Here is a 15655-nt window from a genome sequence, read left to right as displayed (position 1 = left end):
AACCGGATAATTTTCGATTCTCCTCATACCTTTTATTCAATTGCTTTCCCTTGTTGCAACATACGGTAGTAAATTCCCTGCTTCTCGATTAACTCTTTCGGCGTACCTTGTTCGACTAATTGTCCTTGTTCCATAACAAAAATTCGATCTGCATTTTTCACTGTATTGAGACGATGCGCAATGACAACGCTTGTACGGCCCTTCATTAAATGATTTAATGCACGTTGAATATGCAGTTCCGTTACGGTATCAATACTTGAAGTTGCTTCATCTAATAACAGAATCGCAGGGTCTGCAATAAGCGCTCGCGCAATGGATAATAACTGTTTCTGTCCCTGACTTAAATCACTTGCTTCAGGTTTTAATACATGATGATAACCATCTTCTAATTGTTCAATAAAAGCATGGGCATTCGCCTGTTTACATGCTTCAATGATTTCTTCATCTGTGGCATTCAATCGACCATAACGAATATTTTCTAAAATAGATGCTTCAAACAGGAACGGATCTTGTAGAACAAATGCCATCTGATTGCGTAAATCTTCTCGCGAAATCTGTTCAATCGGTTGGTTATCGATTCGAATTTGTCCTGAAGTTGTTTCATAAAAGCGGGCCATTAATTGCATAATGGTTGTCTTCCCTGCGCCTGTCGCACCGACGAGCGCCACCGTTTCACCTGAGTGAATATTAAAATTCACATTTTGTAAAATATACGGTTCTTTTTGTGGATCATATTTAAAATCAACGTGATCAAACGTAATATTCCCCGTCAGTCTTTTCGTTAAAGGCTTCGTTCCTTCTTCTACTTCCTCTGGCTCATCCAATATCTCAAAAATACGTTCTGCACCTGCGATGGCAGATAACACGTTATTAAATTGATTCGCTAATTCATTGAGTGGACGTGTAAATTGACGAGCATATTCAACGAAAATCACGACAATCCCAATTGTGACATGCCCTTTGTAAGCTAAGTAACCGCCAAATCCTGCAACAATCGCAAAGCTGACGTTATTTAAGAAGTTCATCACTTTCGGAATACCACCTGAGTAGACATTCGCCCAGTAGCCTGTGCGACGTAAACGCTGACCATTCTCCTCGAATTGGCGAATCATGCGTTCTTCTTGCGAATAAGCTTTAACAACATATTGTCCTGAGATTGTTTCTTCTACCATACCGTTCAATGCGCCAAGTGTCGCTTGTTGCTTTTTAAATAATGGACCTGTGCGACGTGTAATCCACTTCGTCGCTAAGAACATCATCGGAATAATCATCATCGTCACAATGGTTAAAAGCGGACTCAAAATCATCATAAAGGTGAATGTTCCTGTTAAAATGAGTACACTTGAAAACACTTCAATGAATGTACTATTTAATGTAGAACTCACATTATCTAAATCATTCGTCATACGACTCATTAAATCACCATGTTGTTTACGGTCAAAGAATGAAATCGGCAGACGCTGATACTTTTCAAACAATTGTGTACGTAATCGGTAAACGGTTTGTTGGGCAATGCCAATCATCCAGTAATTCTGTAAAAATAACGTAATTGACACCATAATATAAATTCCCGCTAATAGTATGAGTGTTGGACCAATACCAATTAAATTCTTCGGTAAAATTTGTTCATCAATCATACGACCAATTAATAAAGGTCCTAGCAACATACCGACAGAGCTTAGAAAGACCATTGCTAATACAACGAGTAGTAGAATACGCTGTTCGTCTACAAGCTGCCAAATACGACTAATCGTCCCTTTCATATTCGATGTCTTCGCTCGTTTTTTCTTTTGGTGCGACTGAATATCTTCTTTTGTTAAAATCGGTTTATATTGAAATGCTTTAAACATTCGTACGCACCTCCTGCTGTGAAGCGACAATCTCTCGGTAAAGTGCACTATTTTTAAGAAGCTCCTCATGCGTTCCTTGTGCAACTACCTTACCTTGATCCATTAATAAAATACATGTGGCACTTTTCGCTGTTGCAATCTTTTGTGTCACTACAAAACGTGTTGCATCTTCGTATTCATTCAATGCCTGCCATAACTTCGCCTCAGTTGTTAAATCGAGCGCACTCATACTATCATCGAAAATAAAGAGTTCTGGTTGACGAATCAAGGCACGCGCAATCGCAATGCGCTGTTTCTGTCCGCCTGATAAATTCACACCTTTTTGTCCTACGCGTGTTTCATAGCCATCTGGAAAACGCATAATGGTCTCATGGATTTGTGCAATCTTACATACATGCTCCACTTCTTCTAACGTTGCATGTTCATTACCCCACGTAATATTTTCAAAAATCGTTCCTGTAAATAATAGAGAACGTTGTGGTACATAACCGATTTTTTGACGTAAATCATGCGGATCATAACTCTTCACGTCTTTTCCTTCTACAAATATCGTACCTTCCGTTGCATCATACAGACGCGGTAATAATTGGAGTAACGAGGACTTACCTGAACCTGTAGCACCCATAACTGCAATCGTATCACCGCGATTCGCTGCGAACGATACATCATGTAAAATGGACTTTCCTTCTTCATCATACTTAAATGTAATATGACGTGCTTCGACATAGTATGGGCTATGTTCTTTATTTTCTTGAACGGTTTGCACTTCATCCATCGATAAAATTTCATTCATGCGATTGGCTGAAGCAGAAGCGCGAGAGAAAAACGTAATAATCATCGCAAACATGCTAAAGTTTCCTGTGATGCGCATCGTGTAGTTGAAGATTGCGACTAAATCACCGACAGGCATACGATCTGCTTGAATCTCTTTTGCACCAAGCCATAAAATAACAAGTAAAGCACCATTCATGACAATTAATAAAATGGGCTGAATACGTTCCATTAAACGAAGTGCTTTCATCGTATCTGTTTTTAACGCGACTGCTAATTGATTAAATTTAGTCGATTCATAAACACCGCGCATATACGCTTTGATTAAACGTGTCGCTTGTAAGTTTTCTTGAATATTACGATTCACTTGGTCGACACGTCTTTGAACTTTCCCAAAGTTTCTAGCACCTTTTCGCACCATGAACCATAAGAAAATAAGTAAAAACGGAATTCCAATCACTAAAAAAATTGCCAACTTAGCATTTACTAAAAAGGCCATAACTAGACTACCAATCACAACAAGAGGCGCACGCATCATAAAACGTAATGACATGAAGAAAATATTTTGTACTTGCGTCACATCATTTGTAATACGCGTGATCATGCTCGATGTAGGAATCTTTAAAAAGCTATGCATTGAATAAGATTGCACTTTTTTAAACAGTGCAACTCGTAAGTCATACGCAAAACTTTGTGCTGCATGACCTGAAAAGAAACCATTTGAAAGCCCTGCTATAAAAGCAAGAACACCTAGCCCTAGCATGATACTTCCCCATAAAATAACTGTATGTAAATCCCCTGCGACCACACCCTCATCGATAATTTTTGCCATGATGAGTGGTTGTACTAATTCAACTGCTAATTCGACTAACATCAGCATGAAGGCCACTAAAGCTGCCCATTTATAAGGGCCTATATAAGAAAAAACTTTTCGCATAAGACACCTTCCCGACTTCATTGATTTGTTTATTATGACATATTCTCACTTCATTTCTCTAGATAAATGTTTCGCCTTCAAAAATAGCTATAATCATGATTTAAAAATTACTTTAAACTAAACTATTTATATCTTTATATACAAAAAGAAGGAATGGTTCACCCACTCCCTCCCTATTCTTCCTTCATCTTCACCGATTGTCGATTTCCTTCAATTGATAACCAGACAACACATAAAATCATAAGAATAATTCCGATGATTTGAACGCCCGCAAGTACACTTCCCAACCAAATAACCGATATAAACATTGCAGTTAATGGTTCGAAACTCGATAAGATACTCGTTTCAACAGGCGAAATATATTTCATACTACTTAAAAATAGGATGAAGGCAATTGTACCGAAGAAAATAATCGCTAATAACATTAGATTCGTATCACTTTCTGTAAGTAGCGCATATTGTTTAAATTCCCAAAAACCTTTTGAGAACCCAAGTAGCAAACCACCTATTAACATGCTCCATCCAATGACAACGAGTACACTCCATTCATTCATGACAGAAGTGGGGTATAGTGTATAAAAAGCAAACGTCAAACCTACACCTAATCCCCAAAGAAGCGCTACAGGACTTACTAATAGGTTTGATATAGAACCATTTGTTAGCAATAAGAACAAACCCATTAAAGTCCCTAAAATACCGAGTATTTGATATCTCGGGGGAAACATCTTTTGTGAGAATGACACATATAACACAACAAAAATAGGCGCTAAAAATTGCAATAATGTTGCTAAAACTGCGTTACTTGCATGAATCGCAGCAACAAACGTATATTGCACGCCGAGCATTCCAAACACACTAAAAATCACAAGTTTAATCCACCAATAAGGTTGTTTCCAAATAGCATATATATCTCTTTTAGTCACAACTAAAAAGCATAATATGAGAAAACCTGCCAATAAAAGGCGTATTGTTAGCATAAATGATACACTCATGTAGCTAGATGATAATACCCATTCCATCATAGGTCCTGTCGCTCCCCAAAGCATTGAACCAATTATAATCATGATGATTCCCTTTAATCTCTTAGTCGTATGATTCATTTGTAAGCCCCCTTCTTTACATCTTTTTGCTTATTTTTTTCGATTTTTTTTGTATTTTTATCCCTTTGAATAATATTTTCTTAAACGCAAATCAAAATTAGGTAAAATAAATTATTTTTATTTCATCGTCTGTTACTAATGACTTATATACTTTTTTTCTTTATAATAGAAACTATACCGTAAATTCAAGGAGTCGTTGTATAAAATGAAAGAAAGTGAAATCTTATTGCCAGCTTCAGAAGAATTAATTAACCAGTTACCCCAGCCTTTTCTCCTTGTCAATAAAGACGGAGAAATCGTTCTATGGAACCATACAGCTGAGAAATATTTAGGTTACGATGCGAATGACGTACTTGGTTATCCAGTACCTTTCGCTGAACAAAATCAACTCGCTACAAACGAACTAATTTTTGAACAATTAATTGACAAACCTGAAGTACGTGACATGGGTTACCTTACATATATAACAAAAGATCAAACGCGCATATTATGTAAAACATTCTTTACTGTTTGGGCAATTCAAGATCAGCCTTATTTAGTCATTAGTTTGACACCATCTGATCGTAACATTTCTGATGCAAATTTTGAAGAACAGTTATCTTATTTAAGATCCGGTTTAGATGATTCCTTCATGATGTTGTCAATTGATGAGAATGGTTTAATTGAAGCAACCAATTCGAACTTTTTAAAATATAGTAAATGGACACCAAAACGTATTATCGGGAAACCATTATGGCAAATGTTCCCACAAACAGATGAAGGCTCAAAACAAGCGGATAAAATCTGGTCTACGCTGAAAAATAATCGTACATGGCATGGTGAAGTTGAACAAATTACAAAAGATGGACAACCTTATTGGGTAGAATTATCAGCTATTCCAATTGCTAAAAACAAAGAGAATCGCCCTTCTTATCTATTTTTAGAAAATGATATTACTGATAAAAAAATGTTACAAAATCGTTTAGAACAAATCGCCTACATCGATCAAGAAACAGGACTGATGAATCGTTACCGTCTAGAACAAATCGTCAATGAGATGATTGAAGAAGGTCACCACTTCACATTTGTCTTTTTAAGCATCGACAAGTTCTATTCTTTAAAAGAAATCTATGATGAACAAACAGAAGCTGTACTCGTAACAGAGTTCACAAATCGAATGAAAATGTATTTCCAAGATAGTACGATGGCACGCATTAGCGTGAACGAGTTTGTTGTTTTAACACCACTTGGAGAATGGTTTATTCAAGAATTTTTATCTTATTTAACACAACATCCAATCTATTTAGATAATACCTCAACCCCACTAACTGTGAGTGGTGGAATTACAAAATTCCCTGAAGATCAGAATACATTTAGTAATTTATTCAAAGCTTCTAATTCAGTTATTCAAAAGGTACAAGCTGAAGGTGGAAACCTTATTATGAGCTTATCAAAAGCTGACCATGAATCACTAAGCACACGTTCAATTATTGAAAAACGTTTGTTAGTTGCCTTAAATCAAAAAGATTTACGTGTTCTTTACCAACCACAACAAGATTTAACAACCAATGAAATTACAACTGTTGAAGCGCTTGTACGTTGGGAAGACTCTGAAATTGGGATTGTACCGCCAGATATTTTAATTCCAATTGCAGAAGAAACCGGTTTAATTAATCAAATTGGTAGCTTCATGCTTGAAAAAGCTTGTGAACAAGCTGTTGAATGGGCAAATGCAGGTACGCCAATTCGTATTAGTATTAACACATCGATTCGTGAGTTCCGTGATAAAAATATGGTTGATGCGATTTTAAAAGTGTTAGAGCATACACAATGTCCACCTCATTTACTGCAAATTGAAATTACAGAAAAATTTGCGCTTGAAGCAGAAGCAGAGGAATCAATTGTTAGTCAAATGCGTAAATTACAAGCTAAAGGAATTAAATTTTCATTAGATGATTTTGGAACAGGTTATGCTTCATTCCGTTATATGCAACTATTACCTTTAGAAGAGTTCAAAATTGATCGTTCCTTTATAGCTCCAATTGTCTACCAAGAAAAAACACGCGCTCTAGTTCAAGGGATGATTCAATTTGGTCGTTCTTTACACATGCGCGTTGTTGCAGAAGGTGTTGAATCTGAAGAACAAGTTTCGATTTTACGAGAAGCTGGTTGCGATGCAATTCAGGGTTATCAATTAAGCCGTCCTAAAGTCCCACAAGACATCGAAACTTTATTCACTCCTAACAAATTATTATAAAATAGGCACCTCAACTTTTCTTCGCAGATTAGTTGAGGTCTTTTTCATAATTTGTGTCAACTTAAAATAAAAATAAGTTGACACAAATTATGAAAAAGTATTAAATTGGATATTGAACAACTTACATGTTCAATTTTTACTCATTTGAGGGGGATTTAGAAATGACAACAAGTCAAACAACGATGACAAAGTCGAAAACGAAATTACGCGTTGTAGATTTAGTCTATTGTGCTATGTTTGCTACATTGATGATGATTGGGGCGAACATCACATCATTTGCACCATTCATGGTTGTTGGCGGTGTTCCAATTACATTACAAACATTTTTCGCGATTTTAGCTGGATTAATTTTAGGAAGTAAGCGAGGAGCTATCGCTGTTACAGTCTATATGCTAATTGGTTTAGCTGGTGCACCGGTATTCGCACGATTCAGCGGTGGTTTTAGCCAAGTACTAAGTCCGACATTTGGTTTCATCGTATCATTCATTTTTGCAGCTTATATTGCAGGAAAAATGATTGAAATGAAAAATACGAAAATGATGTATGTTGCTGCAGCACTTGTAGCCATGATTATCAATTATGTATTCGGAACGAATTGGATGTACTTCGCTTATAAACTATGGGCAGCAGCTCCTGAGAACTTTACATATCAAATTGCTTGGTTGTGGATGATGCCTCCTCTGCCAAAAGATATCATTTTATCTGTATTATCTGGTTTCTTTGCCTACCGTATGCAATTTATCTTGAAAGGGGTTCGAAAGTCATGAATTATGAAAAATTAGCTACACGTATCATTGAAGAAAATTATTTATTATCGGATGCAGAAGCTCTAGCTATTTTAGAAACGCCACAACAAGACTTACTTAAATTATTACAAGCAAGTTATCAAATTCGCTACCACTACTATGGTAATAAAGTGAAATTAAATATGATTATTAATACGAAATCTGGTCTTTGCCCTGAAAACTGTGGTTATTGCTCACAATCCATTATTTCAAAAGCACCAATTGAAAAGTACGCCATGATGAAGCAAGAAGAAATTGTAGAAGGTGCGAGACGAGCAAGCGTTGTTCAAGCTGGAACATACTGTATTGTAGCTAGTGGTCGCGGTCCTGCAAATCGTGAATTAGATATTGTAGTAGATGCTGTAAAAGAAATTAAAGCTGAAAATCCAAACATGACGGTTTGTGCATGTCTTGGTATTCTAAAACCAGAGCAAGCAGAACGATTAAAAGAAGCCGGTGTCGATCGTTACAATCACAACTTAAATACATCAGAAAATCATCATGAACATATTACAACATCTCACACATATGAAGATCGTGTGGGGACTGTTGAAAAAGTGAAAAATGCGGGTATTTCTCCTTGTTCAGGTGTTATTATTGGTATGAAAGAGTCTAAAGAAGATGTCGTACAGATGGCGAAAAGCTTACGTATATTAGATGCTGATTCAATTCCAGTAAACTTTTTAAACGCAGTAGACGGTACACCTTTAGAGGGAACAAAAGAAGTCACACCACTTTATGCTCTACGTGTCCTTGCACTTTTCCGTATGATTAATCCAACGAAAGAAATTCGTGTTTCTGGTGGGCGTGAAGTAAATTTAAGAAGTTTACAACCATTTAGCCTTTACGCAGCAAACTCAATTTTTATCGGGGATTATTTAACAACGAGTGGACAAGAGGAATCATCTGACTTGCAAATGCTTGAAGATTTAGGTTTTGAAGTTGATTTAGAGCCACTATCAAAAGAGCCTATGACTACTTCATGTAGTTAAAACAAAAGACGAGGATGAGACAAAACATTTCATTTTCCTTTTAGAGTTCGCAACAAAAAACCAGAATCGCGCCACAGCGCGATTCCGGTTTTTCTTATGCTCATATAAGATGATATTTTCACACTTATGTCTCATCCTCTTTTCTTTTTAATAAACACATACTCAATAGAAGAAAAAAGGGTACGTATAAAAAACAGTCACTATGCGTTTTATTTCGTAGGTATTTTTCGACGTCGTAGTGCTGTAAAAATTAATTGCATAAATACCTCCGCAAAAACTAACCCCATCACAATCGCACCTGTTATTAAACTCGTCTTTACTGCAAATTCAATACTCTGTGTATAATCTTTTTCCACTACATGACGCATTGTATTATAAGCCATCCCACCAGGTACAAGTGGGATAATCCCTGCTACACTGAAAATCAACATTGGGGTTTTAAAACGTTTTGCATAAATGTGTGCTACAATGGCAATAACAAATGCTCCTGCGAATGATGCAGGCACAATATCTACACCATGATTGGTGAAGACTAAATAGATCCCCCAGCCAATGGCCCCAACAAGACCGCAGTGAAACAGTGTATTTTTTGGTGCATTAAAAATAATTGCGAATGTTGCAGTTGCAATAAAGCTCAGTATGATATGAATCACATATTCCAATCGATTTGCCTCCTTAAAATGTTAATAGTACAAGTGCTACACCAGCACCAATTGCTGTAGCTGTTAAAAAGGCTTCGACACCTTTTGCTACACCTGATACGAAGTGTCCAGCCATTAAATCACGTACTGCATTGGCAATTGGTACACCTGGTACAAGTGGCATAACAGACCCTATAATAATTTTATCGAGTTGCGATCCATATCCGAACTCCACAGCATAGAAAGCAATAACACCTACAAAAAGAGCACCTGTGAACTCTGCAAAAAATTTAACTTTGGTTAAGGAGTGAATCGCCATAAATACGATAAAACCTGCACCGCCAGCAATGAAGGCAATCGGCATATCCGACCATATACCTCTAAATAGGATTAAAAAGCAGGCACTAGCAATGGCTGCCGCAAGAATTTGGACCCAGGTAGGAAAAAAGAAATTTGTCTTTTCAATTCGCTGCAATTCTTCATAAGCTTTTTCAATTGAATAATTTCGCGCAGTTAAATTTCGCGAAACATTATTAACTTGTGCAATTTTTTCTAAATCAGTTGTTCTACTAGGAATTTGAGCAATCCTTGTAGGTCGTTCATGTCCTGCAGAAAAAATGATTCCTGTAGGTGTCACAAAACTTTGTGCATCTGGATAACCTTGTGATTGTGCCATGCGCAACATTGTATCCTCTGCACGATAAGTTTCCGCACCACATTGAACTAGCAAACGTCCTGCAAGTAAAAAGCAGTTAATTGCTAATTCTTCTTCTTTATTATGAGGCATATTTCAAACGTCCTCTCTATTAAATATATTTTTCTATAAGTTATAAAATTTACTCACTTTATATGACCATAAACCGTAAAATAATGGTAATATTAAACTAATACTATGAAAAGGAGTATACAAAAAAAATGAAATCTTCACCATTCAAAAACAGATTATTAATTGACTCACTACTTGTTTGTATACTATTATCTCTTATTATTTTCGCTGTAGTATACATGCTAAACTTGAAAAGTCCTTCTGAAAAAGGTTTAGCCGCTTCAACTGAAAACACCTCTACAGCTGAAACAGACAACCCATTTATTAAAACGGTGACGGTCACAAATGAAACAGAACAAGGTAGCTATACAATTCAGTACCCAAAAACAGGAGCTTCTGAACTGAATACAGCTATCAGTGATGCCGTTAAAGAGATGAAAACAGACTTTTTCAAAGGGAAATACGCAAAAGATACACAGATGCATGTGACGTACATGACACTGAGACATAAGGACCTTTACTCATTTGTTTTAACTCAAAGTTTACAAGAGGATAAACAGAAAAAAGATCAAAAATTCATTACGTTTACAGTGGATCAGCCAGCGAATGAGTTAATTGATATTAAGGAAGTTATACCTTCTGGTGAGCAGTTAACACATATTATGAATTTATCACAAAAAGAACTGGCAAAACATAAAGAAGTACAAAATTTCAATAAAAGTCAACAAAAAGACTTAGCAATCAACCAAGAAGCTAGTCATTTTGAAAACTTTGCACTCGATGATCAAAATTTATACTTCTATTTAAATCCCGATAGTTTTACATCTTCATTTAACCAGCCAATAACAATTACTTTACCACTTCAGAATATTAATTCTTCTTTAGCAAAAGAATTCCAAATACCTGTTAAGAAAATTATTCAAAAGAAAAAGAAACCTATTCCGAAAAAAGCGGTTGCTCTTACATTTGATGACGGACCAAATACAACATCTACAAAGAGTATTTTAGCTACTTTAAAACGTGAAAAGGTAAAAGCAACGTTCTTTATGGTAGGTACGCAAGCACGCGCAAATCCTAAAATGGTGAAACAAATTGCAGATGAAGGACATGAGCTTGGAAATCACTCTTTAACACATGCAAATCTAGTATTACTATCGACTGCAAACGTGAAAAAAGAAATTGAAAAAACCAATCAGGCCATTAAAAAAGCAACAGGTAAAAATCCAACAGTATTCCGTCCACCTTATGGCTCTTACAATGCGAATGTTTCAAAAGTCGCAAAAATGCCAGTTGTTTTATGGAATGTCGATACATTGGATTGGAAACATCATAATCCGCAACAAACATTAGCGAATGTGAAAAGTCAAAAAACACAATATACAACCGTTTTAATGCATGATATTCATGCAAGTTCAGCTCAAGCATTACCACAAGTGATTCGTTACTTAAAACAACAAGGTTATACATTTGTAACAGCTTCTGAAATGCTAAGCATTGAAAAAAGAGTTTATAAAAAATAGTAACTGCAAGAGAGAAGTCAGGTCATTCAACCGACTTCTCTCTTTTTTGTTTGTTTACAAATTAAAAAAGGACTACACAATCGTGCAATCCTTTTCTACATTATTCTTTAGTACCTACCCATTTCGGTAACATATGTGATAATGGACGGTCTTCACGATAACCAAGTACATAGTCTGCCTGCATAAGTGTATGAATTTCGCGTGTTCCTTCATAAATAACAGGCGCTTTTGAATTACGTAAATAGCGTGCAACAGGATATTCATCTGAATAACCATATGCGCCATGAATCTGAACTGCATCATCTGCCGCACGATTCGCAAAGTCACATGCTTGCCACTTCGCAAGAGACGTTTCACGCGTGTTACGTACACCGCTATTTTTCATCTCGCCTACACGATATACAAGTAAACGACTCATTTGATAGCCTGCTTCCATACGTGCAATCATCTGTTTAACTAATTGATGTTCACCAATCTTTCGTCCAAATGTTTCACGTTCATGGCAATAACTTACGCTCGCTTCAATACATGCATCAATTAATCCGACTGCTCCGGCTGCTACTGTAAAACGTCCATTATCAAGTGCTGTCATCGCAATTTTAAAACCTTCTCCTTCTTGGCCAAGAAGATTCTCTTTTGGGATAAGAACATCATCAAAGAATAATTCTCCTGTATTACCCGCACGAATCCCATACTTTCCTTTAATAGCTTTTGAAGAAAAACCAGCCATCCCGCGCTCTACAATAAATGCTGAAATTCCTTTATGTTTTAACGCTGGATTCGTATAGGCAAATACAATAAAGTGATCAGCAATATCACAAAGTGAAATCCATGTTTTTTGACCATTTAAGCGATACACATCTCCTTCTAATGTTGCATGTGATTGCATGCTCGCTACATCTGATCCTGCACCCGGTTCTGTTAAACCAAATGCACCAATCTTTTCACCTTTTGCTTGAGGAACTAAATACTTTTGTTTTTGTTCTTCTGTTCCCCACTGTAATAAAGTCATGCTATTCAATCCTACGTGAACAGATACAGCCGTCCGAAAAGCTGTATCCCCTCTCTCCAGTTCTTCACAGGCAATCGCCAATGCATTATAATCCATGCCACTTCCACCGTATGCTTCGGGTATGCATATACCGAGTAAACCTAGGTCAGCTAGCTTTTTCCAAATAGCTGGATCAAACCCACCTGTCGCATCTCACTCCGCAATATAAGGCATAATCTCTGCATCTACAAATTGACGTACTGTCTGGCGTAACATATTTTGTTCATCCGAGAATTGAAAATTCATGACGATCTCCCCTATCCTTTAATAATATTTGTCGACATGAGCATGGTTTCTGTGATTGTTACGCCATGATGATTCATCTCCGTCATATACTTTTCTCCTGGTACTGCTAATTCTGGTGGAATGACACCGCGTTCTGTAATCGTGCCATCGCCAATCAGTTTTGCGACTACTGAAATCGTGTTAGCAGTCGTTCTTGCCATCGCTGTTTCTCCACTATTCTTATCACGGTAGGTTACCATATCGTATTCAAATGATACACGTTCCTCATTCGCCTCTCCATGCACTTCCACACGAAGTAATACAACATCCTCTTGGTCGCCTAAACTTAATTTATTCTCTAAATATTGTTTCATCACTTCACGCATATCTACGGTAATACCATTGTCTACTTCCACTTCATTACCTTTTTGTGTAAGTCCTAAATCAACAAGTAATTTAAAGCGTTCGGCATGTCCTGCGTAACGAATCGTTTTATATTCTAATGTGTGTAATTTAGAAAATGTTCGCGCAAGTGTTGAAAGACCGCCACTCGTATGGAACGCCTCTAAACCAATAAAGCCTGGGAAATAGAGATTTTCTACTTCAGATAAAGAAGGTAATTCACGAATCATCCCATCTCGTACAATCAAAGAGGGTTTTGTATAATGATCGAATACACCGTCTAAAGAATACACTACGCTATAATCAAGTGGCGGCTTTGGAGAAGCTGGGATACCACCTACATAAATTTTAATTGCATTCACACGATCTAGTTTAGAAGCACCATATCCAGCTAAAATATTTGTCATACCAGGTGCTAAACCTAAATCTGGAATAATCGTCACACCTTTTTTCTTCGCTTCCTCGTCTAGTTTTAAAACTTCATCTGTTATACCGCCAATATGACCACCTAAATCAACTAAATGAACGCCAAGTTCAATCGCTAACTTTGCAACGCGTACATTAAATTTATAAAATAATGCGTTCACCACAACATCTGCTTTTCCCATCACTTCACATAACTGTTCGTCATCATAAGCATCAACTGTTAAAAGTTCAATTTTATCGCTATTTAATTGTTCTACAAACGTACGGACCTTTTCGATATCAATATCAGTTAAATAAACTTTATCTACATTCGAACTATTCACTAGATCACGTGCGACTTCTTTTCCCATTAAACCTGCGCCTAGAATTGTCACTTTCATTTGAATGCCCCCTTAATTGTCGATTTGAGCACGTTGAAGTGTGCCACTATAATCCACATAAATACTTTTCCATTCCGTATAAACATCTAGGGATTGGATGCCAGAATCACGATGTCCGTTACCTGTTCCTTTTGTTCCACCAAAGGGTAAATGAATTTCTGCTCCAGTTGTTCCTGCATTCACATAAACAATACCTGTATCTAAATCGCGTTGTGCCTGAAATACTTTTGTTACATCTTGTGTGAAGATTGAACTAGATAAACCGTATTTCACTGAATTATTCACTTCAATCGCCTCTTCTAAATTTTGAACTGCAATCATTGAAATGACTGGACCAAAAATTTCTTCTTGTGCGAGACGTGATTGCGGCTTTACATCTGTAAATAAAGTAGGTTCGTAAAAATGACCTGATTCAAAATCAGCTATGCGACCTCCTTTCAATAAAGTTGCACCTTCTTGTAATCCTAATTGAATATAACTATGAATTTTATGAAGGGCTGATTTATGAATAACTGGACCAATCTGTACACCTTCATCTAATCCATTACCAAGCTTTAATGACTCCATTGCAGTGATTAACCGGTCAGCTAATTCTTCTTTTATAGCTTCATGTACGATGACACGACTACAAGCTGTACACCGCTGACCAGAAGTTCCAAATCCGCTCCAAATAATGCCTTCTACAGCTAAATCTAAATCGGCATCTTCCATCACGATAATGGCATTTTTGCCACCCAATTCGAGTGAGACCTTTTTTAAGTATTTACCACCAAGTTCCGCAATCTTTTGCCCTGTCTCAGTAGAACCCGTAAATGAAATAACATGTACATCTGGGTGTTCTACTAGTAGAGACCCTACATCACTACCTCCTCCAAATACAATATTGATGACGCCATCTGGTAATTCCACCTCTTCGATAATTTTTGCTAACTCATATGCCATAAGTGGTGTTTCGGTCGATGGCTTCCAAACAACTGTATTACCTGCGACAATCGCTGGGAATGACTTCCACGTCGCAATCGCAATTGGAAAATTCCATGGTGTAATGAGACCCACTACACCGATTGGCGCACGTACGCTCATTGCAAATTTATTTGGTAATTCTGAAGGCGTCGTTTGACCAAATAATCGTCTTCCTTCACCTGCCATATAAAATGCCATATCAATTGCTTCTTGTACTTCACCACGTGCTTCTTCAATTACTTTTCCCATCTCCATCGTCAAAATTCTAGCTAGTCGCTCTTTTTCATCTCGCAACCGTTCACCAATTGCATATAAATAGTCGGCTCTTTTGGGTGCTGGTACTTTTGCCCATTCTTTTTGTGCATGTTTTGCATGTTGAATCGCTTCATGAACTAATTCTTTTGAAGCCATTGGCACGTGCGCTATTACTTCTCCATTGGCAGGGTTTGAAACTGGAATAAAATGCATTGATTCTTCTTTTCTCCAGTGACCGTTTATATAGTGTTTAATATCCAACGAAACACCTCCATCTCCTATTTTTGCCACTAAACAATAAATTCTACAAAAATCAAAAATACACTCCTTTAAGAAGTTTTTTCTACAATACATT

Annotated in this window: 11 protein-coding genes and 1 pseudogene; 4 read left to right on the top strand and 8 right to left on the bottom strand. The window is 36.9% G+C overall.

Going from position 1 to position 15655, the window contains the following annotated elements; all coding sequences use genetic code 11:
• Positions 1–32: 32 nt before the first annotated feature.
• The 3 genes from MHB75_RS14225 to MHB75_RS14215 all read right to left on the bottom strand — a co-directional run bounded on the left by MHB75_RS14225 (position 33) and on the right by MHB75_RS14215 (position 4658).
• Positions 33–1850 (bottom strand): ABC transporter ATP-binding protein, encoded by a 1818-nt coding sequence (locus MHB75_RS14225; RefSeq protein ID WP_340998428.1) that lies wholly within the window; start codon positions 1848–1850, stop codon positions 33–35.
• The gene (locus tag MHB75_RS14220) at positions 1843–3558 is read right to left on the bottom strand and encodes an ABC transporter ATP-binding protein (RefSeq protein WP_340998427.1); all 1716 of its coding nucleotides are present in this window, start codon (positions 3556–3558) and stop codon (positions 1843–1845) included. The genes MHB75_RS14225 and MHB75_RS14220 overlap by 8 nt, the downstream gene beginning before the upstream one ends.
• A 173-nt stretch (positions 3559–3731) precedes the next feature.
• A complete protein-coding gene (locus MHB75_RS14215; RefSeq protein WP_340998425.1) occupies positions 3732–4658 on the bottom strand; it encodes a DMT family transporter in 927 nt (308 codons plus the stop codon).
• Positions 4659–4863: 205 nt separating this feature from the next.
• Here MHB75_RS14215 and MHB75_RS14210 point away from each other — a divergent pair, with 205 nt between their 5' ends.
• The 3 genes from MHB75_RS14210 (at position 4864) to bioB (ending at position 8671) form a co-directional block, all read left to right on the top strand.
• On the top strand, positions 4864–6894 hold the full coding sequence (locus MHB75_RS14210; protein WP_340998423.1) for an EAL domain-containing protein: 2031 nt from the start codon (positions 4864–4866) through the stop codon (positions 6892–6894).
• 161 nt (positions 6895–7055) lie between these two features.
• Positions 7056–7661: a biotin transporter BioY gene (locus MHB75_RS14205; protein ID WP_340998422.1), complete on the top strand. Its 606-nt coding sequence runs from the start codon at positions 7056–7058 to the stop codon at positions 7659–7661.
• Positions 7658–8671 (top strand): biotin synthase BioB, encoded by a 1014-nt coding sequence (gene bioB / locus MHB75_RS14200; protein ID WP_340998421.1) that lies wholly within the window; start codon positions 7658–7660, stop codon positions 8669–8671. The genes MHB75_RS14205 and bioB overlap by 4 nt, the downstream gene beginning before the upstream one ends.
• A gap of 209 nt (positions 8672–8880) precedes the next feature.
• Here bioB and MHB75_RS14195 read toward each other — a convergent pair whose 3' ends face one another.
• Together MHB75_RS14195 and MHB75_RS14190 are read right to left on the bottom strand one after the other, a co-directional pair.
• Complete coding sequence (locus tag MHB75_RS14195) at positions 8881–9333, bottom strand: threonine/serine exporter family protein (RefSeq protein ID WP_068456244.1); 453 nt, start codon at positions 9331–9333, stop codon at positions 8881–8883.
• A gap of 13 nt (positions 9334–9346) precedes the next feature.
• Positions 9347–10099 carry a threonine/serine exporter family protein gene (locus MHB75_RS14190; RefSeq protein WP_068456248.1) on the bottom strand — a complete coding sequence of 251 codons (753 nt, stop codon included), beginning with the start codon at positions 10097–10099 and terminating at the stop codon, positions 9347–9349.
• 128 nt (positions 10100–10227) lie between these two features.
• On the opposite strand from MHB75_RS14190, the gene MHB75_RS14185 reads away from it, so the two are divergent.
• Positions 10228–11598, top strand: coding sequence for a polysaccharide deacetylase family protein (locus MHB75_RS14185; RefSeq protein WP_340998415.1), 1371 nt, complete (start codon positions 10228–10230; stop codon positions 11596–11598).
• 100 nt (positions 11599–11698) lie between these two features.
• Here the strand turns inward: MHB75_RS14185 and MHB75_RS14180 are convergent.
• The 3 genes and pseudogenes from MHB75_RS14180 to MHB75_RS14170 all read right to left on the bottom strand — a co-directional run bounded on the left by MHB75_RS14180 (position 11699) and on the right by MHB75_RS14170 (position 15561).
• Positions 11699–12895 (bottom strand): annotated as a pseudogene (locus MHB75_RS14180) (acyl-CoA dehydrogenase family protein).
• An 11-nt stretch (positions 12896–12906) separates the two neighbouring features.
• On the bottom strand, positions 12907–14082 hold the full coding sequence (locus MHB75_RS14175; RefSeq protein ID WP_068456257.1) for a saccharopine dehydrogenase family protein: 1176 nt from the start codon (positions 14080–14082) through the stop codon (positions 12907–12909).
• Between the two features lie 12 nt (positions 14083–14094).
• The gene (locus tag MHB75_RS14170) at positions 14095–15561 is read right to left on the bottom strand and encodes an aldehyde dehydrogenase family protein (RefSeq protein WP_340998412.1); all 1467 of its coding nucleotides are present in this window, start codon (positions 15559–15561) and stop codon (positions 14095–14097) included.
• Between the last annotated feature and the right edge of the window lie 94 nt (positions 15562–15655).

It is taken from the genome of Kurthia sp. FSL E2-0154 (genome assembly GCF_038003625.1).
Lineage (GTDB): Bacteria > Bacillota > Bacilli > Bacillales_A > Planococcaceae > Kurthia > Kurthia gibsonii.
This window is presented reverse-complemented; position numbering and strand designations above follow the sequence as displayed.